The organism is Variovorax boronicumulans, assembly GCF_040544675.1.
In the GTDB taxonomy this organism is placed as follows: domain Bacteria; phylum Pseudomonadota; class Gammaproteobacteria; order Burkholderiales; family Burkholderiaceae_C; genus Variovorax; species Variovorax boronicumulans_D.
Map to the genome: position 1 here is coordinate 194,488 of NZ_JBEPKK010000006.1, position 23,969 is coordinate 218,456.

23 protein-coding genes and 1 other RNA gene are annotated in these 23,969 nt (G+C 68.0%); 8 read left to right on the forward strand and 16 right to left on the reverse strand.

Going from position 1 to position 23,969, the window contains the following annotated elements; all coding sequences use genetic code 11:
• Window positions 1-16: 16 nt before the first annotated feature.
• Window positions 17-577 (forward strand): hypothetical protein, encoded by a 561-nt coding sequence (locus tag ABIC90_RS13385; RefSeq protein WP_354354606.1) that lies wholly within the window; start codon window positions 17-19, stop codon window positions 575-577.
• 13 nt (window positions 578-590) lie between these two features.
• Here ABIC90_RS13385 and ABIC90_RS13390 read toward each other — a convergent pair whose 3' ends face one another.
• The 7 genes from ABIC90_RS13390 to ABIC90_RS13420 form a co-directional block, all read right to left on the reverse strand.
• Entirely contained in the window at window positions 591-1,337 is a 747-nt protein-coding gene (locus tag ABIC90_RS13390) for a DUF7003 family protein (protein WP_354354607.1), read from the reverse strand.
• 71 nt (window positions 1,338-1,408) lie between these two features.
• The gene (locus tag ABIC90_RS13395; protein WP_354354608.1) at window positions 1,409-2,587 is read right to left on the reverse strand and encodes an amidase; all 1,179 of its coding nucleotides are present in this window, start codon (window positions 2,585-2,587) and stop codon (window positions 1,409-1,411) included.
• 30 nt (window positions 2,588-2,617) lie between these two features.
• A complete protein-coding gene (locus ABIC90_RS13400) occupies window positions 2,618-3,610 on the reverse strand; it encodes an ABC transporter ATP-binding protein (RefSeq protein ID WP_354354757.1) in 993 nt (330 codons plus the stop codon).
• 47 nt (window positions 3,611-3,657) lie between these two features.
• Window positions 3,658-4,704: an ABC transporter ATP-binding protein gene (locus tag ABIC90_RS13405; protein ID WP_354354609.1), complete on the reverse strand. Its 1,047-nt coding sequence runs from the start codon at window positions 4,702-4,704 to the stop codon at window positions 3,658-3,660.
• A 337-nt stretch (window positions 4,705-5,041) separates the two neighbouring features.
• Window positions 5,042-5,944 (reverse strand): ABC transporter permease, encoded by a 903-nt coding sequence (locus ABIC90_RS13410; protein WP_354354610.1) that lies wholly within the window; start codon window positions 5,942-5,944, stop codon window positions 5,042-5,044.
• Between the two features lie 22 nt (window positions 5,945-5,966).
• The gene (locus ABIC90_RS13415; protein ID WP_354354611.1) at window positions 5,967-6,920 is read right to left on the reverse strand and encodes an ABC transporter permease; all 954 of its coding nucleotides are present in this window, start codon (window positions 6,918-6,920) and stop codon (window positions 5,967-5,969) included.
• 31 nt (window positions 6,921-6,951) lie between these two features.
• Complete coding sequence (locus ABIC90_RS13420) at window positions 6,952-8,613, reverse strand: ABC transporter substrate-binding protein (protein ID WP_354354612.1); 1,662 nt, start codon at window positions 8,611-8,613, stop codon at window positions 6,952-6,954.
• Between the two features lie 265 nt (window positions 8,614-8,878).
• Between ABIC90_RS13420 and ABIC90_RS13425 the strand changes: the two genes are divergently transcribed.
• From ABIC90_RS13425 to htpX, 5 genes are all read left to right on the forward strand, one after another.
• Window positions 8,879-9,604 carry a peptidoglycan-binding protein gene (locus tag ABIC90_RS13425; RefSeq protein WP_354354613.1) on the forward strand — a complete coding sequence of 242 codons (726 nt, stop codon included), beginning with the start codon at window positions 8,879-8,881 and terminating at the stop codon, window positions 9,602-9,604.
• Between the two features lie 42 nt (window positions 9,605-9,646).
• Window positions 9,647-10,678: a dihydroorotase gene (gene pyrC, locus ABIC90_RS13430; RefSeq protein ID WP_354354614.1), complete on the forward strand. Its 1,032-nt coding sequence runs from the start codon at window positions 9,647-9,649 to the stop codon at window positions 10,676-10,678.
• The gene (locus ABIC90_RS13435) at window positions 10,675-11,481 is read left to right on the forward strand and encodes an NYN domain-containing protein (RefSeq protein ID WP_354354615.1); all 807 of its coding nucleotides are present in this window, start codon (window positions 10,675-10,677) and stop codon (window positions 11,479-11,481) included. Before pyrC ends, ABIC90_RS13435 begins: the two co-directional genes overlap by 4 nt.
• Complete coding sequence (locus ABIC90_RS13440) at window positions 11,478-12,212, forward strand: DUF3025 domain-containing protein (protein WP_354354759.1); 735 nt, start codon at window positions 11,478-11,480, stop codon at window positions 12,210-12,212. The genes ABIC90_RS13435 and ABIC90_RS13440 overlap by 4 nt, the downstream gene beginning before the upstream one ends.
• 151 nt (window positions 12,213-12,363) lie before the next feature.
• On the forward strand, window positions 12,364-13,236 hold the full coding sequence (gene htpX, locus ABIC90_RS13445; protein WP_354354616.1) for a protease HtpX: 873 nt from the start codon (window positions 12,364-12,366) through the stop codon (window positions 13,234-13,236).
• 105 nt (window positions 13,237-13,341) lie between these two features.
• Here htpX and ABIC90_RS13450 read toward each other — a convergent pair whose 3' ends face one another.
• From ABIC90_RS13450 to cysK, 5 genes are all read right to left on the reverse strand, one after another.
• The gene (locus tag ABIC90_RS13450) at window positions 13,342-14,370 is read right to left on the reverse strand and encodes a ProQ/FinO family protein (protein ID WP_354354617.1); all 1,029 of its coding nucleotides are present in this window, start codon (window positions 14,368-14,370) and stop codon (window positions 13,342-13,344) included.
• A 66-nt stretch (window positions 14,371-14,436) separates the two neighbouring features.
• On the reverse strand, window positions 14,437-15,060 hold the full coding sequence (locus tag ABIC90_RS13455) for a flavin reductase family protein (protein ID WP_354354618.1): 624 nt from the start codon (window positions 15,058-15,060) through the stop codon (window positions 14,437-14,439).
• A gap of 9 nt (window positions 15,061-15,069) precedes the next feature.
• Window positions 15,070-15,627 carry a VUT family protein gene (locus ABIC90_RS13460; protein WP_436318209.1) on the reverse strand — a complete coding sequence of 186 codons (558 nt, stop codon included), beginning with the start codon at window positions 15,625-15,627 and terminating at the stop codon, window positions 15,070-15,072.
• Entirely contained in the window at window positions 15,627-17,294 is a 1,668-nt protein-coding gene (locus ABIC90_RS13465; protein ID WP_354354619.1) for an NAD(P)/FAD-dependent oxidoreductase, read from the reverse strand. Before ABIC90_RS13465 ends, ABIC90_RS13460 begins: the two co-directional genes overlap by 1 nt.
• 83 nt (window positions 17,295-17,377) lie before the next feature.
• Window positions 17,378-18,298 carry a cysteine synthase A gene (gene cysK, locus ABIC90_RS13470; protein ID WP_354354620.1) on the reverse strand — a complete coding sequence of 307 codons (921 nt, stop codon included), beginning with the start codon at window positions 18,296-18,298 and terminating at the stop codon, window positions 17,378-17,380.
• An 88-nt stretch (window positions 18,299-18,386) separates the two neighbouring features.
• Here cysK and rnpB point away from each other — a divergent pair.
• An RNA gene (gene rnpB / locus ABIC90_RS13475) (RNase P RNA component class A) lies at window positions 18,387-18,744 on the forward strand.
• A 20-nt stretch (window positions 18,745-18,764) separates the two neighbouring features.
• Here rnpB and ABIC90_RS13480 read toward each other — a convergent pair.
• The 3 genes from ABIC90_RS13480 to ABIC90_RS13490 form a co-directional block, all read right to left on the reverse strand.
• The gene (locus tag ABIC90_RS13480) at window positions 18,765-19,316 is read right to left on the reverse strand and encodes a hypothetical protein (RefSeq protein WP_354354621.1); all 552 of its coding nucleotides are present in this window, start codon (window positions 19,314-19,316) and stop codon (window positions 18,765-18,767) included.
• 87 nt (window positions 19,317-19,403) lie between these two features.
• Window positions 19,404-20,126: an RNA pseudouridine synthase gene (locus ABIC90_RS13485; RefSeq protein ID WP_354354622.1), complete on the reverse strand. Its 723-nt coding sequence runs from the start codon at window positions 20,124-20,126 to the stop codon at window positions 19,404-19,406.
• Window positions 20,123-21,805 (reverse strand): MBL fold metallo-hydrolase, encoded by a 1,683-nt coding sequence (locus ABIC90_RS13490; protein WP_354354623.1) that lies wholly within the window; start codon window positions 21,803-21,805, stop codon window positions 20,123-20,125. The genes ABIC90_RS13485 and ABIC90_RS13490 overlap by 4 nt, the downstream gene beginning before the upstream one ends.
• Before the next feature lie 144 nt (window positions 21,806-21,949).
• On the opposite strand from ABIC90_RS13490, the gene ABIC90_RS13495 reads away from it, so the two are divergent.
• Window positions 21,950-22,960, forward strand: coding sequence for a Bug family tripartite tricarboxylate transporter substrate binding protein (locus tag ABIC90_RS13495; protein WP_354354624.1), 1,011 nt, complete (start codon window positions 21,950-21,952; stop codon window positions 22,958-22,960).
• Window positions 22,961-22,981: 21 nt separating this feature from the next.
• Here the strand turns inward: ABIC90_RS13495 and ABIC90_RS13500 are convergent, their stop codons facing one another.
• A complete protein-coding gene (locus ABIC90_RS13500) occupies window positions 22,982-23,812 on the reverse strand; it encodes a TorF family putative porin (RefSeq protein WP_354354625.1) in 831 nt (276 codons plus the stop codon).
• Between the last annotated feature and the right edge of the window lie 157 nt (window positions 23,813-23,969).

The following is a 23,969-nucleotide window of genomic DNA, read 5'->3' on the forward strand; positions in this document are numbered from 1 at the left end:
CCATGATTGAGTCCTGATGACCCGAGAAGACCCGCGCTGGCACGCCTACCTCCACGAACGGCATTCGCGCGACGAACTGCGCGGCTGGGCGCGCAGCCTCGCGTACTTCCGCTTTTGCCGGGCCTTCGGCGGCCATGCCAACGACGGCGATTGCCTGCGCGTGGCGCTGGCTGCTCCCTCGGAGCAAGACCTGCTCGACGTGGCCGTGCAGCTGGGAATTTCGCTTGAACGCCTGCCGCACGACAACCCCGAACCCGTGGTGGGCAAGCGCTATACGAGCGCCGAGTTCGCGAAGTTCAAGCCATCGATCGCGGGCTACAACCCGCCGATTCGACAGCCGGGCCAGGTGCGCATTGCCGGTGCCTCCGTGTTCGCGTGGGTTCGCGCCGGTCGGCTCGATCTCTCGATGTCAGACGAAGACGAGCCCCATGAGGTGACCGCGCGCACCGTGCGTGATGCACAGGCCGTGGAGGCGCTGCTGCGCCCGCTGGCGCACCTGTGCATCGATCCGCCACAGGAAGGGCGCAATTGCCTGAGCCCGAAGGCTCATCCGGAGTTGTGGTCGGAAGCGGGCTGAGTCGGTGCAGCGGCTAAAGGGTCCCACCCTCGGGCCAGTTCTCCCAATGCGTGTTCGACTCGAGCGCGGGCCGGTAGTGCGAAACATCCCCGGTCACCAGGACCTTCGCCAGTTGCTGGAAGGTCGGCGAGTTGCCTGGACGATGCGCGTCCTCGACCACATTGGGGTGATGCCACGCTTCGAGTTGCAGGATCTGCTGCATCTCCGGCAGCACACTGGCACGGCGCTCCAAGGTGCTGGCCAGCACGTCGTCGCGGTTCGTGGCCGCGAGGACGCGGGCGAGTTCGAAGGTGTGCATCTGCGCCGCATCGAGCGGCACGATGCCGTGGGCGTGGCTGTCCGCAAGGACTGGTGCTGGCACCGGCTTGCCCCTCAGTATCAATTCATGCGGGCCGCCACCGACCCACTCGAGATTTTCCGGGTCCTGCCAGTCGCCCTCCTCGATGGGGTAGACAAAACGCGATTCGTTGTGCGGATGGCGGGCCAGATAGTTCTCGTAGGCCTCACGACTGACGTAGTTCGCTTCCGTGTCGCGGTTGTGCAGCCGGCTGGCGAAGTTGTGCACTTGCGTGTCCGGAATGCCGGCCCGCGGCGAAAAGCCAAACACCTCGATCACCAGCGCCCAGTTCTCGGGCGACCGGAACAGAGACAGGCGTGTCGCTGCGAGGTACACATAGCCGTTGTCCAGCATCGGGAATGTGTAGCTGTCGCAGCACTGGTCGAGAACGGAAAGGATGTCGGCTTCTTGCCAGTTCATCATGAGGACCTGATTCCGGAGTTGGTGTCGGGCCCGACTGTAGCCAGCTCCGGATGCCGCCGCGGCACGCTTGCTCAGGCCGCGATGTACTCCGCCAGCGCAATCAGCGACCGGTCCGACCCCGCCGGCCCCAGCAGCGAAATGCCCAGCGGCGCACCGTCGCGCGTCGCCAGCGGCATCGACAACTGCGGAAAGCCCGCCAGCCCCGCAATGCACAACATCCGGATCGCGCGGTTGCGATAGTCCTCCAGCGAGGCCTCGCTGTCGCTGCGCAGCGGCGCGATGTCGGGCATGGTCGGCATCAGCAGCACGCCGTCGGTGCCGAGCAGTTCGGCCAGGTGCGTGCGGAATGCGGTGCGGAACACGCGGGCGGTCGCCACTTGCGCATCGGTCACTTCGCGCGACCACGCAAAGCGCTCGGCCACGCCGGGGCCCAGCGGCGGCGCGTAGCGCTCGATCAGCGGGCCGTCGGTGAGCCAGGCCTCGCGCGATTGCAGGTAGCGAAAGTTCCAGTACATCGCATCGAAGGATTCCATCGCCACCGCCGTGCCCTGCGCCGGGCCGAAGAGGCCTTGCACGCGGTCGGCCGCGCCTTGCAGCGCTTCGGCCGCGGCGGGCACGGCCAGCGCCCACACATCGTCGGGCCGCAGCAGCCGCACGCGCTCGGGCAGGGGCGATGCATCGGCGCCCAGCAGCACGTCGGCCACGCGGGCGAAGGTGCCGATGTCGCGCGCGAACCAGCCGCAGGTGTCGAAGCTGGGTGCGAGGTCGAGCGCGCCTTCCAGGCTCACGCGGCCGTGCGTCGGGCGCAGGCCGTACAGGCCGCAGTGGTTGGCTGGCGCGCGCACCGAACCGCCGGTGTCGGTGCCCAGCGCAAAGTCGCACAGGCCCGACGACACGGCAGAGGCCGACCCCGACGACGAGCCACCCGTGATGCGCAATGGCGCGCCGCCGTTGACCGGTACACCGAAGTGCGCGTTGTTGCCGTTCATCGAAAACGCGAGCTCGTCGGTCACCGTCTTGCCTGCAAAGCGCGCGCCGGCGTCGAGCAGCTTCTGCACCGTGGGCGCAGTGCGGGTCTTGATGCCCGACATCGCGAGCACGATCGGGTTGCCGCCGCCGGTCGGGTAGCCGGCCACATCGAACAGGTCCTTGGCCGCGAAGCTCAGGTCCGACAAGGGGCCGGTGCCGGCGCGGACTACAGGCGCATCGGGGTACGGAACAAAGGCGTGGGCAGGGTCGTGCAACGGCATGGCAATGGAAGTGAGAGAAGCAGCGGGCGTTCAGGCCACCAGCACGGGCGCAATCGCCGCGGCCGCCTCCGTGTGGATGCAGCGCGCGCGGTGGTTGGGTGCGAGTTCGACCACCGGCGGCTGCGCCGCGCGGCAGGCATCGCTCGCCAGCGCGCAGCGTTCGGCAAAGGAGCAGCCGGGCGGCAGCGCGGAAAGATCGGGCGGCGCGCCGCCGATGGTCTCCAGCCGCGTGCCGCGCGCCAGCGCCCCATGCGCGCGGCTCTTGAGCAGCGCGATGGTGTACGGATGGCGCGGCGAGCGGATCAGCTCGCGCGCCGTGCCTTCTTCCACGATGCGGCCCGCATACATCACCGCGATGCGATCGGCCACCTCGACGGCCGCGCCGATGTCGTGCGTGACGAAGATCACCGAGAGGCCCAGGTCGCGCTGCAGCTCGCGCAGCAGCAGCAGGATCTGGATCTGCACCGTGGCATCGAGCGCGGTGGTCGGCTCGTCGGCCAGCAGCAACTGCGGCTTGCAGGCGAGGGCGAGCGCGATCATGGCGCGCTGGCGCATGCCGCCGGACATCTCGTGCGGATAGGCCTGCAGCCGCCGCTCGGGGCTCGGAATGCGCACGCGCTCGAACAACGCCAGCGCACGCCGCTGCGCCTCGGCCTGGCTCACGTTGTTTTCATGGCGGCGGATCGATTCGACGATCTGCGCGCCCACCGAATACACCGGGTCCAGCGCCAGCAGCGGCTCCTGGAAGATCATCGACGCCACCTTGCCGCGGAAGTCCGCGAGCTCGCGCTGCGACATCGCGAGCACATCGCGCCCCGCCACCTCCACCAGGCCGCCCATGCGCGTGCGGCGCTCGGGGTGCAGGCGCAGCAGGGTGCGCATGGTCACGCTCTTGCCCGAGCCCGATTCGCCGATCAGCGCCACCACCTCGCCGCGCTGCACCTCCAGGCTCACGCCGCTGACCGCATGCACGGGCTTGCGCCCGCCGCTGAAGCTGACGCTGAGCTCGCGCAGCCGGACCATGGGGCCGGTGGTGGCGGTTTCTGTTGTTGCCGTTGCTGCTGCTGTGCTCATGCGGCCTGCCTCTGCAAGGGTTGCGGCTGCGCCATCGGATGCCCGCTGCCCGGCTCGTGCACCAGGCAACTCACCGCATGCTGCGAGCCGGTCTCGATGCGCTCGGGAACGACCTTGCTGCACACGGGGGCCGCAATGGCACAGCGTGGATGAAAGCGGCAGCCCGTGGGCGGGTTGATGGGGTTCGGCGGATCGCCCGCAAGTGCCGCCACTTCGGTGCGGTTGTCGGGGTCCATCGACGGCATCGAGGAGAGCAGCGCGCGCGTGTAGGGATGCGCGGGCATCTCGTACAGCGCATCGGCCGGGCCGATCTCGGCCACCTGGCCCAGGTACATCACCATCACGCGGTCGCTCACGTAGCGCACTACGTTCAAGTCGTGGCTGATGAAGACGTAGGTAAGGCCGAACTCGGTCTTCAGGTCGAGCAGCAGGTTGATGACCTGCGCCTCCACCGACTTGTCGAGCGCCGACACCGCCTCGTCGAGGATCACCATGCGCGGCTGCAATGCCAGCGCCCGCGCGATGTTCACCCGTTGCCGCTGGCCGCCAGACAGTTCATGCGGATACCGTTCGGCAAAGCGCTGCGGCGCAAGGCCCACGCGCGCCAGCAGGTCGCGCGCCCGCGCCACCGACTCGCGCCGCGACACGCCGTGCACCTGCGGACCGAAAGCGACCGAGTCCTCGATGGTGAGGCGGGGGTTGAGCGAGGCGTAGCTGTCCTGGAACACCATCTGCACCTGCCGGCGGAACTCCTTGAGCGGCAGGTCGCGGCTGCCGACTTCGCGGCCGTCGAAGATCACTTCGCCGCGTGTAGGCTCGATCAGTTGCATGAGCAGGCGCGCGGTGGTCGATTTGCCGCAGCCCGATTCGCCGACCACGCCCAGTGTTTCGCCTTTCATGACTTCGAAGTCCACGCCGTCGACGGCACGCACCACACCGCCGCCTCGGCCCAGCGGGTCTTTCTTGAGCGGGAAGTGCTTGACCAGGCCTGTGACGGTGAGCAGAGGCTGGGCGGGGCCGCCTATGTCTTTCAGTGGTTCCATGGCTGTTCTTTTTTGGTCGTGCTGTGGAGGCGCTCTTGTTCAGGGCGTGTGCGCAGATCACCGGGTACTCCCCTCCGCGAATGTCCCCCGGCTTCGCCTCCTCCTTGATTTCGCTGCGGGGAGCACCCGGTGCTCTGCGCACCTGGGCGCGCTGCTGGTGTTCCGCGGATCAACGACTGCTCTGCACAACGATCGCGCTGATGGTGTGCTCTGCGCAGCGAAATAAAGGAGGAGGCCGCAGGCCGGGGGACATTCGCGGAGCAGAGCACACCGTCGGCGCGGTCGCGCCCTGAACGGCAACCCTCAAGCACAGCGCAATGAAAAAAAGCGCCCACCTTCACCCCTTGTTGTCCATCGCCGACCGCAATCCATCGGACAGAAGGTTGAACGAAATCGAAGTGATGAAGATCATCACCCCCGGCAACGCCGCCACCCATGGCTGCACATAGATCGCGGTGCGCAGCGTGTTGAGCATCAGGCCCCACTCCGGTTCGGGCGGCTTCACGCCCAGGCCCAGGAACGACAGCCCCGAGGCCAGGATCATCGACACCGCGATCAGGCTGGTGGCGTACACGAAGATGGGGCCGAGCACATTGCCCAGCACATGCACCCGCACGATGGTGAAGGGGCTCGCGCCCGAGGCGCGCGCTGCCTCCACGTAGTCACGGGTGCGCACCTGCGTGGTCACGCTCTCGGCCACGCGCGCGATCTGCGGAATGAACACGATGGTCAGCGAGATGAGTGAATTGACCACCCCCGCGCCCAGCGTGCCCGACAGCGCAATGGCCAGCAGCACCGACGGGAACGCATAGAACACGTCGATGGTGCGCATGATCAGCGTGTTGGTGATGCCGCCGGCATAGCCCGCGACGATGCCGATCACCGTGCCCAGCACGAAGGCGCAGAGCACCGGCGTGATGCCGATGAAGAGCGACAGCCGCGCGCCGACGATCAGCCGCGAGAGCATGTCGCGGCCCAGTTCGTCGCTGCCGAAGGGCAGGCCCTCGGTGCCGATGGGCTTGAGCCGCTTGAGCATCGACGACTGGTATGGGTCGAACGGCGCGATCCAGGGGCCGAACAGCGCGAGCGCGATGAGGAACAGCACGACCACGGCCGCGCCGATGGCCACGGGGTCGCTGCGAAAGCGCAGCCAGACGGAGGCCCAGTAGCCGCGCGAGCGTTGGGCCGGCAATGGTTCCACCGCGGCGGCGGTGGGAGAAGAAGCGAGCACGGTGGACATGGCTTGGCGGTTCTTTTTTTCTTCAGGCCCGCGCGATGCGCGGATCGAGCAGCGTCTGCAGCACATCCACCAGCAGGTTCAGCACCACGAAGAACATCGCCAGCACCAGGATCGTTCCCTGCAGCAGCGGCAGGTCGCGCTGGAAGATGGCGGAGTTGAGCAGAAAGCCGGTGCCGGGCCACGAGAACACCGTCTCGATGAGGATGGAGCCGCCCAGCAGGTAGCCCAGTTGCAGGCCCATCACGGCCAGTGCGGTGGGCGCCGCGTTCTTCACCATGTGGCGGAACACGCCGAAGTGCGTGAGGCCCTTGGCGCGCAGGCCGACGATGAACTCCTGGTCGAGGATGTCGGCCACCAGCGCGCGCACCGTGCGCGCGATGATGCCCATCGGAATCACGGACATCGTGAGCGCGGGCAGCAAGAGGAACTGCAGGTGCTCCCAGTTCCAGGCCCAGTCGCCCGAGCCGCTGGGCCCGGCACCCGTGGCCGGCAGCCACATGAGCTGCGACGAGAACACGATCACCATCACCATGCCCAGCCAGTAGTGCGGCACGCTCACGCCGAGCACCGAGACCATCGAGGCGAGCCGGTCGATCCAGGAGTTGCGAAAGTACCCGGCCACGAAGCCGAAAAGGCAACCGAGCACGAAGCCGATGAAGGTGGCCACCACCGCCAGCCGCAGCGTGTTGCCCACGGCGGTGAACACCTCGCCGGCCACCGCGCGGTTGCTCGCGATGGAGACGCCCAGGTCGCCGTGCAGCGCGCGCCAGACCCACATCGCGAACTGCTCGGGCAGCGAGCGGTTGAAGCCGTAGAGCTCGCGCAGCTGCGCCTGCAGGTCCGCCGAAGCGTCGGGCGGCAGGATCGACACCAGCGGATCGCCGGGCGCGATGTGCACGAGCAAAAAGCACACGAGGGCCACGCCGATCATGATCGGCACGGCGTAGATCACGCGGCGCAGGAGGTAGGCGAGCATGGCTGGCTGGGGAGCTGGCTGGAAGAGGCGGTCAGTCCATCGTCATCGTCGCGATGTCGATGAACCAGCTCTTGGGCTGCACCACGTTCTTCACCTTGGGCGAGAGGGCGCGCGGACCCACGTCGTGCGCGATCCACACGAAGGGCGCGTCGTCCACGATGTGGGTGTGCAGCTTGGCGAGCGCGGCATCGCGGGCCTTGTCGTCGAAGCTGGTGCGCGCATCGGCCACCAGCTTGTCGACCTCGGCGTTGCCGTAGTAGCCCCAGTTGTTCGACACCGGCGGGAAGGCCTTGGTGCTCACGAAGCGCACCATTGCGAAGAAGGGGTCCATCGCCGCGAAGCTGATGTTGACCGCGTTGGCGCCGTTGGCCGACGGGTCCTTCGCGCCCTTGCGCCAGTTGGTGAAGAGCGTGTTCCATTCGATCACGTCGAACTGCACGTCGAAGAAGCACTGCTTGAGCGACTGCTGCGCGAACTCGTTCATGGGCAGCGGCTGCATCTGGCCCGAGCCCGAGGCGGAGATCTGCACCTTCACCTTGATCGGCTTGGCCGCTGAATAGCCGGCCTGTGTCATCAGCGCCTGCGCGGCCTTCACGTCGTAGCGGATGTCGAAGGTGGGCTTGCCGAACCACGGGTGGCCCGGCGGCACCGTGCCCTTGGGCTCGGCCATCATGCCGCCCAGCAACTGCTTCATGCCGCCGCGGTCGATGCACAGGTTGGCGGCCTGGCGCACACGCTTGTCGAGCCAGGGCGAGCCTTCGGCAAACGACAGCTGCCACGGCCACACATGCGGCTGCGCGTTCGAGTAAATCTTGAAGCCGCGCTGCGTGATCTGCGCCATGGCGTCGGGCGAGGGCGCCTCGATCCAGTCGACCTGCCCGCCCAGCAGCGCGGCGGTGCGCGCATTGGCCTCGGGCATGGGGATCATCACGACCTTGTCAATTTTGGGCACGCGCTTCGCGTCCCAATACGTCTTGTTGGCGGCGAGCTCCAGCCGTTCGCGTGCCACGAAGCGCGTGACCTTGAACGGGCCCGAGCCCGAGGGGTCGGCGGCGAAGGCGGTCCAGGCGGCCTTGGACTTGTCCGCGGGGGTGGCGCCGGCGGCGGCGTCGAACTTTTTCTGCCACTGCGCGGGCGAGGCCATGAACAGGTTCGACAGATTGATCGGCAGGAACGCATCGGGCTCGCTGGTGGTGAGCTCGACCGTCATGTCGTCGATCTTGCGCGCCGACCGGAGCGTGGGCATGCGTGATGCGGTGACGCCGACCTGGCTCGCGTCGAACTGCGGGGCGTCCTTGTCGAGCACCTTCTGCACGTTCCACACCACCGCGTCGGCGTTGAAGGCCGAGCCGTCGTGGAACTTGACGCCGGGGCGCAGCTTGAAGACCCACTTGGTCTTGTCCTTGGCATCGACCGCCCACGTGGTGGCGACGCCGGCAATCAGCACGCTGGGCGCGTCGGCCTTCGACAGGTCCCACTGCGTGAGCGCGTCGTAGATGGGGATGCCGGTGAAGCGGTTGCCTTCGAAGCCCTGGTCGGGCTGGCCGAGGGTGCGCGGGATGTCGGCGGCGGTCATCGCGATGCGCAGCGTTTTCTCCTGGGCCAGCGCGGCGGGAGATGCAAACACCAGAACGGCGAGCGCCGCAGCGGCGGACAGGGGTTTCAGGGACAGGGCGGGGGCGGCACGCTTCACATGGAACTCCGGTGGGTGGAATGGCGGAAAGGGCGAAAGAAACGCTCAAGCACGACATGTGCCAGCCGGTGCAGAGCCCCCAGGCCGCTTCGGGTCATTGGGGCGGCGGCGCCGCCCCCCCGTGTTCCCGCCGGTCCGCGCCCGCGTCCGCATCTGTCCTGCCTGTCCTGCATATGGCGTCAGGCCAATAGACGCTGCGGCGCGTCATTTCCACAATTCAGTCGCCCGCTCGCTCCTCCAGAAGAATGCGGGCGAGGGGACACCCATGACATTGCTCAGGCAAGGCTCGCGCGGCACCGATGTGCGCCGTCTGCAGGAAGCGTTGAACCGCAAGCTACAGCCCTCGCCGGCCCTGGCGACCGACGGCGACTACGGCCCGCGCACCCGCACCGCCGTGCTGCGGCTGCAGGCCGCGAACTGGCTGGTGGAAGACGGCGAGGCCGGGCCCTGCACGCAGAACGTGGCCTTCGACAGCGAAGGCAGCGCGCCCATCCTGCATCCGGTGGCGCTGATCCCGCAGCCCACGCCCACGCAGTGCTGGGCCGCGAGCACCGCGATGGTCACGCGCACCACCGTGACCTCGGTGGTGAGCCGCACGCCCGCCGACCTCATCGCGTCCGACGGGGGCCTTCTCAACTTCTCGGACACCGGCGACGCCATGACCGGCAGCCAGCGCTATGCGGCCGCGCACAGCCTGTCGCTGCGCCCGCCGATGTCGTGGTCCGTCGGCATGCTGCGCGATGCCTTGCGCGGCGCGCCGCTGATGTTCGACATGCTGTGGAATGCGCGCGAGTACGCGACCGGCGCCGGCAGCCCCGGCCACTTCATCGTGGTCGCGGGCATTCGCGGCGACAACGACGCGAGCGGCCGCGGCACCACGCTGCGCATCTTCGACCCCTGGCCGCCGGGGCGCGGCGAGCGCTGCTCGGTGGGGTACTTCCAATGGATCCAGGACGTGCCGACCCGCACCTACCGGGTGTTCCAGCGTTAGGGAGCCACGGCGCGCGGAGGGCGGTGCGACAATCCCCGCGCCATGACAGACACCCTCACGATCACCCGCCCAGACGACTGGCACCTGCATGTGCGCGACGGCGCCGCGCTCGAAGCCGTCGTGCCCCACAGCGCCCGCCAGTTCGGCCGCGCGCTGATCATGCCCAACCTGCGTCCGCCCGTGACCACCGCCGCCCAGGCCGTGGCCTACCGCGACCGCATCCTCGCCGCCGTGCCCGAAGGCATCGCCTTCGAGCCGGTGATGTCGCTCTACCTCACCGACAAGCTGCCGCCCGAGGAAATCGCCCTCGCCGCCGAAGCCGGCGTGCGCGCGCTCAAGCTCTACCCGGCCGGCGCCACCACCAACAGCGATGCCGGCGTGACCGACATCCGCCACACCTACAAGACGCTCGAAGCCATGCAGAAGCACGGCCTCCTGCTGCTGGTGCACGGCGAGGTGACCGACCCCGCCATCGACCTGTTCGACCGCGAGGCGGTGTTCATCGACCGCGTGATGATTCCGCTGCGCCGTGACTTCCCCGAGCTGAAGGTGGTGTTCGAACACCTGACCACCAAGGAAGGCGCGCACTACGTGCGCGATGCCGGCAGCTTCACGGCCGCCACCATCACCGCGCACCACCTGCTCTACAACCGCAACGCCATCTTCACCGGCGGCATTCGCCCGCACTACTACTGCCTGCCGGTGCTCAAGCGCGAGACCCACCGCGTCGCGCTGGTTGAGGCGGCCACGAGCGGCAGCGACCGTTTCTTCCTCGGCACCGACAGCGCGCCGCACCCCGCGCACCTGAAGGAGCACGCGTTCGGCTGCGCCGGCTGCTACACCGCGCTCACCGCCATCGAGCTTTATGCCGAGGCCTTCGACAACGTGAACGCGCTCGACAAGCTCGAAGGCTTCGCAAGCTTCCACGGCCCCGACTTCTACGGCCTGCCGCGCCACACCGACACCGTCACGCTGAAGCGCGAAAGCTGGACGGTGCCGGAGACGGTGCCTTATGGCGAGGCCACGCTCAAGCCCTTGCGCGGCGGTGAAACCATCAATTGGAAACTCGTATGACACCCACGCTGCGCGTGATGCTGCTGATCGATGCCGACAACGTCTCGGCCGACGTGATCGAGCAGTCCGTGCAGCGCACCATGGACGAGTACGGCGCCATCCATGTGCGCCGCGCCTATTGCAACGCCGAGATGGCCGTCAACCGGCAGGCGATGTTCAAGCGGCTGTCGGTGCGGCCGATGGTGAACCTCTCGGCCGGCAAGAACAGCACCGACATCGCGCTCGCGGTCGATGCGATCGACCTGGTGATCGACGAGCGACCCGACGTGGTGGTGCTGGTGTCGTCGGACTCCGACTTCGCGCCGCTCGTGATCCGGCTGCGCGAAAAGGGCTGCCGTGTCTGCGGCATCGGCCAGCAAGGCAAGACGGGCGACGAGACGGTGGGCATCTACGACACCTTCATCGACCTGGCGCACCACAGCGTCAAGCCGGCGGCACGCACTGCCGTGGCCAAGAAGGTTGCGGCGAAGGTGCCTGCAACGAAGACGGCGCGCGCAAAGAGCGCGGCCACGCCGGCCAAGAAGGCCGCGACCAAGACCGCCGCGAAGAAGACGGCCAGCAGGGCCGCGGCCAAGCCCGCGCCGCGGCCTGTGTCCGAGGCCGCCGAATTCATCCTGCAGGCCGCGCCCGCGCTGCGCAACGGCGGCGACGTGCCGCTCAACGACGTGGCGCAGGCCTTGCGCGCGGCGGGGCTGCTCGGCAAGCACGGCAGTTCGCTCAAGCTGTTCGACAAGCTCACCTCCGAGTTCGCCGTGCTGCAGCACCCCGACCGCATCCGCTGGACGGGCGCGCCCGCGTCCTGATGCTGCCGGCGGTCGACTGGGCGCAGCCCTGGCTCGCGCCCTATCGCACCCATGGCGAAGCGGCGGCGCAGGCCGCGCACCGCACTTCGGTCGCTTCGGCGCTGCAGGCCTTGAAGGCTGCCCCGGTGCCTGACTTCGTGCACCAGGACCATCTGCCGGCCGGGCAGTCCTACGAAGCCCACATCTTCCAGACCCGCACCGTCCCGACCCGCGACAACCTGCACGACTTCTTCAACGGCCTGGTCTGGCTGGCCTTTCCGGAGGCCAAGCGCCGCCTCAACGAACTGCAGGCCGCCGAAATCGCCCGCACTGGCATCGGCGCCACGCGCGGGCCGTTGCGCGATGCGCTCACGCTGTTCGACGAGAACGGCGCGGTGCTTGATGCGCCCGCCGCGCTGTGGGAGGCGCTGATGGCGCGCGACTGGGCCACGCTCTTCGTGACGCGCCGCGCCCTGTGGTCCGACGCGCGCCTCTTGGTGTTCGGCCATGCGCTGCTCGAAAAGCTGGTGTCGCCCCGCAAGGCCGCGACGGCGCATGTGCTGCTGCCGCTGCCGGATGCAGACCGTTCAGCCGCCCTGGACGACGCCGCACTGGCCCGGACGCTGGCGCCCGGGCGGCTCGCGCAGAAGCCCTTCGTGCCGCTCCCGGTGCTGGGTGTTCCAGGCTGGTGCGCGGACAACGCAAGGCCCGAGTACTACGACGATCCGAAGGTCTTCAGGCCCCGTCCGTAGAACTTTTGCTCCTATCATCGCTCTACCCGCGAGCCGCCATGCCGGGCCGTCGTCAGAACTTAATACAACAAGGACACGCCCGCGGTGCATGGCTTGAAGAGGGCCCCGGGGCCCTCATCTGAGCGGCAGTGTCCCCCACGGAGAATTCAACTTGAAACGCATCCTTCTGTTCGTTTTGACCAATGTGATGGTCGTTGCAGTGCTCGGCATCGTCGCCAGCCTGCTCGGCGTCAACCGCTTCCTCGTAGGTACCAGCCTGAACCTGCCGGCGCTGCTCGGCTTTGCGCTGGTCATGGGCTTCGGCGGCGCGATCATCTCGCTGCTCATCAGCAAGCCCATGGCCAAGTGGACCGCGGGCCTGCGCATGATCGACAACCCCCAGTCGCCCGACGAGGCCTGGATCGTCGCCACAGTGCGCAAGTTCGCCGACAAGGCCGGCATCGGCATGCCCGAGGTCGCGATCTTCGAAGGCGAGCCCAATGCCTTCGCGACCGGCGCCTTCAAGAATTCGTCGCTGGTGGCGGTGTCCACCGGCCTGCTGCAGGGCATGACGCGCGAAGAGGTCGAGGCCGTCATCGGCCACGAGGTGGCGCACATCGCCAACGGCGACATGGTCACCATGGCGCTGATCCAGGGCGTGATGAACACCTTCGTGGTGTTCCTCTCGCGCGTGATCGGCTATGCGGTCGACAGCTTCCTTCGCCGCGGCGACGACCGCTCGTCGGGTCCGGGCATCGGCTACTACGTGAGCACCATCGTGCTGGACATCGTGCTGGGCTTTGCCGCCGCGATCGTGGTGGCCTGGTTCTCGCGCCAGCGCGAGTTCCGCGCCGACGCCGGTGCGGCCGCACTCATGGGCCAGAAGCAGCCGATGATGAATGCGCTGGCCCGCCTGGGCGGCCTGCCGGCCGGCGAACTGCCCAAGGCCGTGGAAGCCATGGGCATCACCGGCACCATGGGCAAGCTGTTTGCCACGCACCCGCCGATCGAAGAGCGCATCGCCGCGCTGCAAAACGCACGTTGATACGACCGACGGCCGCGGCACGCAGTTGCCGCCGGACATAAAAAAACCGCCAGCTTTTGCGTGGCGGTTTTTTTTCCGGCGGGGTGCCGGTGAGTGCGCGGGGTATCAGTCGGCGGCGGGTTCCGCAGGTTCTTCCGACGACGCGGCCGAATCCACAGGTGCAGCAGGTGCCGCGGGTTCGGCAGGCGAAGGAGTAGCAGCGGCCGGAGCAGCAGCGGCTGCCGGCGCCTGCCGCTCGGCGCGCGCATGCTGCAGCGTGCGCGCCACCTCGCCCGGCTTCATGCCGTACATCTCGGCAAATTCCTGCTCGCTGCGGCCGCTGGCCTCGAAGGCGCGCAGCAGCGCTTCGCGCTTGGCGGCCTGCTGGGCGAGCTCGGCCAGGGCTTCGTCGACCACGGCGTTGTTCTTCTCGTCGCGCGAACGCACGAGCACGGCATAGGCTTCGCGGTCCAGGCCCGAGGCTTCGATCGCCTTGGCGATGCGCGCCACCAGTTGCGGGCGCAGGTCTTCGCCGCTGCGCAGGGTGCGGCGGCGATGCAGTTCCAGGATGGCGTGGTGCACATGCTCGGGCGCCACCGGGTCCAGCGCATTGCCGTCGAGGTCGTGGCGCGCGAGGCCGGCGGCCACGCTTTCCAGGTAGCGGGTGGAGCGCGCATGCTGGCCCATCGCGATCTTCAGGTCTTCGGCCTTGAAGTCTTCGGGATGGCGGGCGAGCAGGTCTTCGTACACGCCGAGCTTCAAGGGCACGAAGCGCGCACCGAAGAGCTGCGGATACAGCTCGAACAGCCGCTCGAGCACCGGACTGACCTTGCGCGGTGCGCGTTGCGGCTGGGCCTGTGCCTGGCCTTCGCCTTGCGCGCCCTGGTTGCGGGCTTGCTGCGGCTGGCGTGGGGGGCGCTGGTTGCCGCCGCCCTGGTTGTTCTGCCGGGGTGGGCGGGACTGGCGGGGTTCACGGGGCTCGCGCGGTCCACGCGGCTCACGCTGCGGCTGCGCGGGCGATTCCGCGCTGGCGCTGGCGTCTGCGCCCGCATCGGGACCGGCCTGCAGCTGCTTGAGCTGATCGGCCATGTCCAGTTGCTGGCGCCGGGGCGGGCGCGCGTTCGTCTTCGGGGTGGCGGTGGAAGCGTCGGTCATGCGGGGGGCGCGGCGAGGAGCGCGGTGGAAGGAAAGGGTGAAAAAGAAATGAAGTCCGTTGCGCCTTCAGCGCGGCCGGAACATCCTGAAGAGATTGTCGGGGCTGACTTCGAAATAGTCCGCCGGTCCGCCGCCGCGCAATATCGGCTGCGCCGCGGCGGTGTCGTAGATGCCGTTTTTCAGCAGGTGGCGGGCAATGTGCACGCCCACCACTTCGCCCAACACCAGCCAGGTCTGCACTGGCGCGCCGTCCACGCCTTCGAGCTGCAGGATCTGCGTGAGCCTGCATTCGAAGGACACAGGGCTCTCGGCCACGCGCGGCACGGCAATGGTCCTGGAGGCGGCGGTCGTGAGCCCGGCGAGCTCGAACTCGTTCACATCGGGCGGCACCGCCGCGCAGGATTGGTTCATCTGCTCGGCCAGCGGTCGCGTGGCCAGGTTCCAGCCGAACTCGCGCGTCTGGCGGATGTTGTGCAGGCTGTCCTTGGCGCCGATGCTCGCGAAACCGACGATGGGCGGCGTGTAGTTGAAGGCGTTGAAAAAACTGTAGGGCGCGAGGTTGAGCACGCCGTTCGCGTCCTGCGACGAGATCCAGCCGATGGGGCGCGGGCCGACCATCGCGTTGAACGGGTCGTGCGGCAGGCCGTGGCCCTTGGCGGGCTCGTAGAAGTGGAAGTCGTCGCTGGACATCGTCGTCTTTCAGTGGCTCAGGGCCGAGGCACGCGCGGCCTGCCGCCCGATCAGCAAGCGGAACGGCAGCAGCATCAGCACGCCGACGCCGAGCTTCACCGCGAGGTCGCCCGCGGCCCAGCTGAGCCAGGGCCCGTCGGTGCCGGCAAACGCGATGCCCCAGAACACGATGCTGTCGAGCACCGCCGCGATCACCGTCGCCACCAGCGGCGCGCGCCACCAGAGGCCGCGGCGCAGGCGGTCGAACACGCGGATGTCGAGCAGCTGCGAGGCGATGTAGGCCAGGCCCGAGGCGAGCGCGATGCGCATCGGCGCCAGCGCCAGCGACGCGGCGATGGCCACCGCGAAACCCACCCAGGCCACGCGCCGCGCCGCGGCCGGCCCGAAGCGCCGGTTGACCAGGTCGCTCACCAGGTAAGCCACCGGATACGTGAAAGCACCCCAGGTCAGCCAGTCGTTGATGGCGAACTGCACCAGGATGTTGGAGGCCAGCACCACCGCGGCCATGGCCAGCGTGGCGGCGGCGAACTGGCCGGCTGTGGGACGAACGAAGGGCATGGCTTGCATCAGGCGTTCACCGTGCGTTCGCGCTCGGCCGCGGCGAGCACGTTGCGCGCCACGGCCTCGGCTACCTTGATGCCGTCCACGCCGGCCGAGAGGATGCCGCCCGCGTAGCTCGCGCCTTCACCGGCGGGGTAGAGGCCCCGCACGTTGAGGCTCTGGAAGTCGTCGCCGCGCGTGATGCGGATCGGCGACGAGGTGCGCGTCTCCACGCCGGTGAGCACCGCGTCGTGCGTATCGAAGCCCTTGATCTTGCGGCCGAAGGCGGGAAAGGCCTCGCGCATCGCCTCGATGGCGTAGGCGGGCAGGGCTTCGCGCAGGTCGGTGGGCGTGACGCCGGGCTTGTACGAAGGTGTCACGCTGCCGAGTGCGGTCGAAGGCTTGCCGGCCACGAAGTCGCCGACCAGTTGCCCCGGCGCGTGGTAGTTGCTGCCGCCGAGCACGTAGGCGTTGGATTCGAGATCGCGTTGCAAGGCGATGCCCGCGAGCGCATCGCCCGGGGCATTGGATTTCCATCCTGGGAAGTCCTTCGGATCGATGCCCACCACGATGCCCGCATTGGCATTGCGCTCGTTGCGCGAATACTGGCTCATGCCGTTGGTGACCACGCGGCCCGGCTCGCTGGTGGCCGCGACCACCGTGCCGCCGGGGCACATGCAGAAGCTGTAGACCGAGCGGCCGTTGCTCGCATGGTGCACCAGCTTGTAGTCGGCCGCACCCAGCAGCGGATGGCCCGCATGGCGGCCCCAGCGCGCACGGTCGATGAGGCCCTGCGGATGCTCCACGCGAAAGCCGATCGAGAAAGGCTTGGCCTCGATGTACACGCCGCGCTCGTGCAGCATCGCGAAGGTGTCGCGCGAGCTGTGGCCCAGGGCCATCACGACGTGGTCGGCGCGCATTTCGCTCGACTGGCCGGTGGCCTGGTCGAGCACCGTGAGGCCGCGCAGCTGGCCGTCTTCGATGCGCACATCGGTCACGCGCTGCTCGAAACGGATTTCGCCGCCGAGCGCGACGATCTGTTCGCGGATGTTTTCCACCACCTTCACCAGCTTGAAGGTGCCGATGTGCGGATGCGCGACATAAAGGATTTCGGGCGGCGCGCCGGCCTTGACGAACTCTTCCATCACCTTGCGGCCGAGGAAGCGCGGGTCCTTGATCTGGCTGTAGAGCTTGCCGTCAGAGAAAGTGCCGGCACCGCCTTCGCCGAACTGCACGTTCGACTCGGGGTTGAGCACGCTCTTGCGCCACAGGCCCCAGGTGTCTCGGGTGCGCTGGCGCACGGTCTTGCCGCGCTCGAGCACGATCGGTTTGAAGCCCATCTTCGCGAGCATCAGCGCCGCGAAGATGCCGCAGGGGCCGAAGCCGATCACCACGGGGCGGCTCGTGCCTTCGGGCGCGTTGGCCGGCGGCACATAGACCATGTTCGGCGCGGGCTGGATGTGCGGATGGCCTGCGTGTTGAGCAAGCAGGGCGGCTTCGCGCTTCGTATCGGCCAACTGCACGTCGCAGATGTAGACCGTGAGCAGGTCGGCCTTGCGCGCATCGAAGCTGCGCTTGAAGACGGTGTGGGCGGCGATCGCTTCGAGCGGGACGTCCAGCGTCCGGGCGATCAGGGTGACCAGCGCGTCGGGGGCGTGGTCGAGCGGGAGTTTGAGTTCGGAGATTCTCAGCATGTCGGTGGCTTGTGGTTATCAAGCAGGCCGGGCATTTTAAGCGCCGAAGGCGCTATGAAAGGGATAGCTGGCTCGGTGCCCGGTCAGGCCGGGAGGAAGCCTTCGACCGACAGGTACCGCTCGCCGGTGTCGTAGTTGAACCCCAGCACCACCGCATCGGGTGCGAGCGAGGGCAGCTTCTGCGCAATGGCCGCGAGCGTCGCGCCCGACGAAATGCCCACCAGAATGCCTTCTTCCTGCGCGCAGCGGCGGGCCATTTCGCGGGCCGGTTCGGCATCGACCTGCAGCACGCCGTCGAGCAGCGAGGTATCGAGGTTCTTCGGGATGAAGCCCGCGCCGATGCCCTGGATCGGGTGCGGCGACGGCGCGCCGCCCGAGATGACGGGCGAAGCCACCGGCTCCACCGCGAACACCTGCAGCTTCGGCCACTTCTTCTTGAGCACCCTCGCCACGCCGGTGATGTGGCCGCCCGTGCCCACGCCGGTGATGATCACATCGATGCCGTCAGGGAAGTCGGCCGCGATTTCCTCGGCCGTGGTGCGCACATGCACCTCGACGTTGGCGGGGTTGTTGAACTGCTGCGGCATCCACGCGCCGGGCGTGCCGGCCACGATTTCCTCGGCGCGGGCGATGGAGGCCTTCATGCCCCCGGCGCGCGGCGTGAGGTCGAAGGTGGCGCCGTAGGCCAGCATCAGGCGGCGGCGCTCGATGGACATGCTGTCGGGCATCACCAGCACCAGCTTGTAGCCCTTGACGGCCGCCACCATCGCCAGGCCGATGCCGGTGTTGCCCGAGGTGGGCTCCACGATGGTGCCGCCGGGCTGGAGCGCGCCGGACTTCTCGGCGTCTTCCACCATGGCGAGCGCGATGCGGTCCTTGATCGAGCCGCCGGGGTTGGCGCGCTCGGACTTGATCCACACCTGTTGCCTGGCGTGGCCGAACAGGCGGTTGATGCGGATGTGCGGCGTGTTGCCGATGGTCTGGAGGATGTTCTGGGCCTTCATGGGGTCTCCTTGGATCGATGCGGTTTGTCGGACGGACAGCGCGCATTGTGGGACCAGGCCGCGCGCATGAGGCGATAATCCGCGCCGTGAAGCACGCCAGACCGCCGCTGGTGCAAGCCCGAAAGGGGCAACGCCGCAAGGCGTCGCGTCGAAAGACCGCACTGGAGGAACGTCCGGACTGCACAGGACAGCGCAGGAGTTAACGACTCTCCACCGTGAGGTGAGGATCAGAGCAACAGAGACGAGCCGATTGAGTTCGGGTGAAACGGGCAATCTCTGCGCGCAGCAACACCAAGTAGGCCAGTATCGAGGTGGTTCCGCTGAGCTGGCGGGTAGGTGGCATCGAGCCGTTTGGCGACAAACGGCCCAGAGTAATGGCGGTCACGCCGGGCGCTTCGCAAGAGGCATCCGGTGCACAGAATCCGGCTTATCGGCGAGCTTCACACTTTTTCTTCGCCCGCGCTTTTCAGCGCGTGAACAGCCAGCCGCCCTTGGGCTGGCGCATCAGCTCGTGGCGCTTCACGGCGCGCTCCTCGCCGTCGTCGCCCACGTAGACCACCTCGAAGCGCAGCAGCCTGGGCGACACCATCTTCCAGTTCTGCAGGCGCTTGACGGTCACGCAGGCCGTCTTGTCGTGGTACTGCATCTGCGTCATCGGCCCGCCCTGGAAGCCTGTGCCGTCGAACAGCCGGCCCGGCGCCGCAAAGGGGTTGAGCACGGCGCCGTTGCGCGCGGTGATGCAGCCTTCGGTGCGCACGAAGGATTCGATGGTGGGCGCCGCGCTGCGCACCGCGCGGGTCACGGCGGGGCTGGGTGTCTTGGCGGCGATGGCTTCGCGGATGCGCTCGACCTGCTCGCCGGTGATCGGCGCCAGCCCGTTCCTGGACACCACGGGGGGCGGAGGCGGTGGGGGCGGCGGTGCCGCAGCGGGCAGCAAGGGCTCCAGAACGCTGCAGCCCGCGATGAGTGCCAGGGGCAGTGCAGAGGCCAGTGCAGCGGCCGGTGTTGCCAGTCTCATGGTGTGTTTCTCCCTGTCTGTCGATGTATCGGCGGCCTTGGCCGCTCTGCTGGAAAAAATCTTCTTCGAACGCCCTTCAAAAACCCTTCAAAACCGTTCCTGCGGCGACATGTAGCGCCACTGTCCGGGCGCCAGCCCCGCCAGCGGCACGCGGCCAATGCGGATGCGCCGCATCGCCACGATGGTCAGGCCCATCTGGTCGCACAGGTGCGCAATCTGCCCGGGCCGCGCGCCCTTGAGCGCAAAGCGCAGGCCGGTCTGCTTGCCGTCCTCGGCCTGCCGGCCGATGCTCACGCGCGCGGGGGTTCGCTCGAAGCGCATGAGCACTTCGGGGCTCACCGTGCCGGCCACGTCGACCATCACTTCGTGCTCCAGGATGCCCGCGTCTTCCTGCAGCTTGCGTTCGATGCGGAACTCCTGCGTATAGGCCACCAGGCCGCTGGCGCCGGTTTCCAGCGGCGTCATGCAGTGCAGTCCCTTCAGGTGCGCCGGCAGAAAACGCTGGCCGGCGCGCTCGGGTTCGTGGTGGTTTGCGCCCACCAGCAGCCTGTGCGCGTTGTCCGTGGGCATGCCGGCCGGTTTGTACAGCAGCATGGTGACAGGCAGCACCGGCTCGGGCTTGGCGCCGGCCGCGATCTCCACCTGCTGATGTGGCTGCACGCGCGCCGCGGGCGTCAGGGCGGGCACGCCGTCCACACGCACCGCGCCGTTCTCGATCAGCAGTTCGGCTTCGCGCCGCGACACGCCGGCCAGTGCGGCCACGCGCTTGGCCAGGCGGATGCCTTCGTCGTCCGGGGTCGATCTGTTCATCGGGCGCCCGCCTGTTGCAATTGCTGGATGCGCGCGACGTGCGCTGCCAGCGAGCGGGCCGCCACCGGCCACATGCGCTCGGGCACGTCGTCGTAGGCCAGCGAAAGCCACTGCTCGGGCGTGCCTTCGGGCAGCCGTTGCATGGCGGCGGCAATCTTGGCCTCGCGCTTGAGGCGGTGCGCCTTCAGCTGCGCGATGGCGGTGCGCGCCGAACCGATCACGTAGCCGTGCGCCGGCAGGATGAACCCGACGACGCCCGCCGCGCAGACCAGGTCCAGCGTGTCCAGCGAATCGAGGTAGGCCGTCATGTCGCCGTCGGGCGGATCGACCACCGTGGTGCTGCCGTTGAGGATGTGGTCGCCGGAGAACAGCAGGCCGTCTTCTTCGAGCACCAGGCACAGGTGGTTGGCTGCGTGGCCGGGCGTGTGGACCACCCGCAACGTGTGCGTGATGGCCTCGCCCTCGGACGTGGTGCCCGACAGCACGAGGCGCTCGCCGTCTTCCAGCGCGCGCTCGGGCGTGAAGCGCGCCGTGGCGCGTGCGGTCGGTGCCGAGGGCAGGCCCAGAATCGGCGGCCTCGCGGCCTTGCACAGCGCCTGCAGCGGCGCGGCCCCGGGCGAATGGTCGGCATGCGAATGCGTGCAGACGATCATGCGGATGTCGCCGTGCGTCAGCCGCCAGAGCCGGCCGATGTGGTCGAAGTCGTTCGGGCCGGGGTCGATCACGGTGTAGCCGGTGTCCGCGTCGCCCACGATGTAGGTGTTGGTGCCCGGGCCGGTCATCGCGCTCGGGTTGGGCGCGGTCAGGCGCTGCACGTTCTTCAAGAGCGGCACCGCATGCTCGCTCTGCCAGTCGAGCGCATGCGCCACCTGGCCGTCGGGGCACACCAGCGCGAGCTCGCCGAAGGGCGCATCGGTTTCCATGTAGCGCGCGTCTTCGCCCTTCAGCAGGCCCGCGCGCGGGCAGCTGGTCCACAGCGGCACTTCGCCGTCCGTGCCGGGCGCGCAGGCCGCGAGCACCGCATCGACCGTGGCGTAGGTGGCCATGCGCTGCAGCGTGCGCACCGTCGGAAAGATCATGAAGAAGGTGCCCGCGTCATGGCGCGCGAGCGCATCGGCGGGGCGCACCCAGCTGGGCTCGAACTGCTCGCTCTCGTCGGCCGTGGGCACCTGGCCTTCGGGAAAGCGGGCGACAAGAAAGGGCACGTCGAATCGCTTGGGCAGGTCGCGGTCGGTGATCCAGTGCGCGAAGGTGAAGACCTCGTCGGAACAAAGAATCAACCCGCGCTCGGCGCACTGGTCGGCGAAGCCGGTGCCCGCGGTGGCGTTGCGGTCCATCGAGGCGATGTCTTCGGCGGTGACGCGGCTGCCGTCGGCGCGGCGCGCGAGCAGCACGCCCAGCTCCTCGAAGCCCTCGCGAATGGCCGCGATGGCCTGCGTGCGCTGCACGCGGCTTTGTGTGGGACGGCGGGTGGCGATGCGCTTGGCGGCTTCGTCGGCCGCGTCGATGTGGCCGCCAGGGAAAACATAGGCGCCCGGCGCAAAGCTCGCGGTGGCCGAGCGGCGGGTCATCAGCACTTCGATGCCGGCGGGCGTGTCGCGCAGCAGCAGCACGGTGGCGGCGGCGCGCACGGGCGCGGGCTCGCGTGCGGGGTGTAGTTGTTGGGAGGTGCGGACCATGGGGGGATTATGGGGAGCGGGTGCGTGGCGGATCGGTGGCGGGCATAAGCTCATGCGGCAACGGGCATGAGCCGCGCGCCACAATGGGCCTTCGTATGTGCCTTTGCAATCGCCCGGGCAACGCCGCCTCGCAGAAAGACAGTCATGCGCCATTCTCCCTTCTCTGTGTTTTCACGCCGTTCGCTGCTGCTCGCGGGCGCGGTACTCGCAGCCTCGGCCTCGCCCCTGGCCCTTGCCCAGCAGGACTGGCCCCAGCAACCGGTCACGCTCATCATGGGCTTTCCGGCCGGCTCGGGCGTCGACGTGGTCGCCCGCACCATCCAGGAGCCGCTGTCCAAGAAGCTGGGCCGCCCGGTCACCATCGACTACAAGTCGGGCGCCGCCGGCAACATCGCCAGCGAGTATGTGGCGCATGCCAAGCCCGACGGCTACACGCTCTCCTTCGGCACCGCGGCCACGCACGGCAGCAACGCCGCGCTCTACAAGAAACTGCCCTTCGACGTGGAGGCCGACTTCGTGCCCGTGGCCCCGGTGCTCGACGTGTCGAACGTGCTCACCATCAATCCCGAGGTCATCAACGTCAAGACCTTGAAGGAGTTCGTCGAGCTCGTCAAGGCCAACCCCGGCAAGTACAACTATGCGTCTACAGGCAACGGCGCGGGCACGCACATGGCGTTTGCGGAACTCAATTCGCGCCTGGGCCTGACCATGGTGCACGTGCCCTACAAGGGCGGCCCCGAGGCCATCACGTCGGTGGTGCGCGGCGAAACCTGCTGCATCATGAACCAGGTGCAGACGGTGCTGCCGCACTACAAGGCCGGCAAGGTGCGCCTGTTGGGCGTGACCACGGCCGCGCCGGTGGCGGCCGTGAAAGAGGTGCCCACCATCGCCGCCAGCGGCGTGCCGGGCACCCAGGGTTTCGACAGCTCGATCTGGTTTGGCATCTTCGCGCCCAAGGGCACCGACGCTCAGATCGTCGACAATCTCAACGCGGCCGTCAAGGCGGTGCTCGAGCAGCCCGAGATCCGCGAGAAGTTCGAGGCCCAGGGCAACGCCATTCGCATCGAGTCGCCCGCGCAGTTCAGGAAGACCGTGCACGAGAACCGCTTGAAGTGGGCGGAGGTGGTCAAGGCTGCGAACATCAGCATCGACTGAACGATGCGCTGGCGGTGATCGTTACAGCGTCTTCGTCAGCGTGACGATCAATCGCGCCTTGTTGGGCGAATACGTTGTGCGGCCGAAGGTGCCGAAGCCCAGGTCCACGCCCGGATGGCTCACCGCCGTGTACGCGCTCTTCTGGTTCGCGCCCTGCACCGAGCCGGCCAGCGAGAGGCCGTTGCCGAAGTCGTACGACGCGCCCACGTTGTAGTCCACGTAGCTCTTGTAGCCAAGGCTGCGAATGTTGCTGGACATGTTCGTGTAGCCCACCGCCGCCTTCAGCGTGAGCTTGGGCGCGATCTCCTTGCTGTAGGCCAGGTTCAGGTAGCCCGTGTTGGTGCCCTTCAGGCCCGAGCCTGCCTTGTTGCCCGCATAGCCGAAGTAGTCCTTGGACACCGTGTGCGAGTACTTCAGCGTGAACGAGCCGATGGTTTCGTCGGTATAGCCGGCGCTTCCGTACAGCTCGGTGGTGTTGCCCGATGAATTGCCGGGGTAGATGTAGGTGAGCGCACCGACGTCCATGTCGAGCGGGCCGGCCTTGAATCTGTAGCCGCCGTAGAAATCGCTCTCCAGGCTGTTGCCCTTGAGCCAGTTGACGCTCGAATTCCAGTTGCCCACATAGAAGCCGCTGTCGCCGAAGGCGTAGTCGAAGCCGCCCTGGATGGCGGGCTTGAAGCCGCTTGTCTTGGCGTAGTCGTTCTTGCCCAGCATGTCCTGGTCTTGCCCGCGGAACTTGTAGTTGCTGGTGAGCGCGACATTGCCGGTGAGCTGCGCGCTCGCAAGCATCGGCAGGGCGGCCAGGGTGGGGAGAGCGAGCATCGGCAGGGCGATGCGAATCAGGTGTTTCATCGAGGGAGATCGCTAACGGATGGATAAGGAGGGAGCGTAGGAGGACGCGTCTAAAAGCCGCGTAAAAAATGACAGCTTCGGCGCAAAAGTTTTGAGCGCGGGCTTTCGCAGCAGCCGGCCCTTTGGTGGCAGGGCTGCTGCTGGAAAGACCGTGGGC

What these genes read in the sequence shown, in the direction of transcription:
- ABIC90_RS13385 (WP_354354606.1), top strand. Translation starts at nt 17, where the DNA reads ATGACCCGAGAAGACCCGCGCTGGCACGCCTACCTCCACGAACGGCAT.
- ABIC90_RS13390 (WP_354354607.1), bottom strand. Translation starts at nt 1,337, where the DNA reads ATGATGAACTGGCAAGAAGCCGACATCCTTTCCGTTCTCGACCAGTGC.
- ABIC90_RS13395 (WP_354354608.1), bottom strand. Translation starts at nt 2,587, where the DNA reads ATGCCGTTGCACGACCCTGCCCACGCCTTTGTTCCGTACCCCGATGCG.
- ABIC90_RS13400 (WP_354354757.1), bottom strand. Translation starts at nt 3,610, where the DNA reads ATGGTCCGGCTGCGCGAGCTCAGCGTCAGCTTCAGCGGCGGGCGCAAG.
- ABIC90_RS13405 (WP_354354609.1), bottom strand. Translation starts at nt 4,704, where the DNA reads ATGGAACCACTGAAAGACATAGGCGGCCCCGCCCAGCCTCTGCTCACC.
- ABIC90_RS13410 (WP_354354610.1), bottom strand. Translation starts at nt 5,944, where the DNA reads ATGTCCACCGTGCTCGCTTCTTCTCCCACCGCCGCCGCGGTGGAACCA.
- ABIC90_RS13415 (WP_354354611.1), bottom strand. Translation starts at nt 6,920, where the DNA reads ATGCTCGCCTACCTCCTGCGCCGCGTGATCTACGCCGTGCCGATCATG.
- ABIC90_RS13425 (WP_354354613.1), top strand. Translation starts at nt 8,879, where the DNA reads ATGACATTGCTCAGGCAAGGCTCGCGCGGCACCGATGTGCGCCGTCTG.
- pyrC (WP_354354614.1), top strand. Translation starts at nt 9,647, where the DNA reads ATGACAGACACCCTCACGATCACCCGCCCAGACGACTGGCACCTGCAT.
- ABIC90_RS13435 (WP_354354615.1), top strand. Translation starts at nt 10,675, where the DNA reads ATGACACCCACGCTGCGCGTGATGCTGCTGATCGATGCCGACAACGTC.
- ABIC90_RS13450 (WP_354354617.1), bottom strand. Translation starts at nt 14,370, where the DNA reads ATGACCGACGCTTCCACCGCCACCCCGAAGACGAACGCGCGCCCGCCC.
- ABIC90_RS13455 (WP_354354618.1), bottom strand. Translation starts at nt 15,060, where the DNA reads ATGTCCAGCGACGACTTCCACTTCTACGAGCCCGCCAAGGGCCACGGC.
- ABIC90_RS13460 (WP_436318209.1), bottom strand. Translation starts at nt 15,627, where the DNA reads ATGCAAGCCATGCCCTTCGTTCGTCCCACAGCCGGCCAGTTCGCCGCC.
- ABIC90_RS13465 (WP_354354619.1), bottom strand. Translation starts at nt 17,294, where the DNA reads ATGCTGAGAATCTCCGAACTCAAACTCCCGCTCGACCACGCCCCCGAC.
- cysK (WP_354354620.1), bottom strand. Translation starts at nt 18,298, where the DNA reads ATGAAGGCCCAGAACATCCTCCAGACCATCGGCAACACGCCGCACATC.
- ABIC90_RS13480 (WP_354354621.1), bottom strand. Translation starts at nt 19,316, where the DNA reads ATGAGACTGGCAACACCGGCCGCTGCACTGGCCTCTGCACTGCCCCTG.
- ABIC90_RS13485 (WP_354354622.1), bottom strand. Translation starts at nt 20,126, where the DNA reads ATGAACAGATCGACCCCGGACGACGAAGGCATCCGCCTGGCCAAGCGC.
- ABIC90_RS13490 (WP_354354623.1), bottom strand. Translation starts at nt 21,805, where the DNA reads ATGGTCCGCACCTCCCAACAACTACACCCCGCACGCGAGCCCGCGCCC.
- ABIC90_RS13495 (WP_354354624.1), top strand. Translation starts at nt 21,950, where the DNA reads ATGCGCCATTCTCCCTTCTCTGTGTTTTCACGCCGTTCGCTGCTGCTC.
- ABIC90_RS13500 (WP_354354625.1), bottom strand. Translation starts at nt 23,812, where the DNA reads ATGAAACACCTGATTCGCATCGCCCTGCCGATGCTCGCTCTCCCCACC.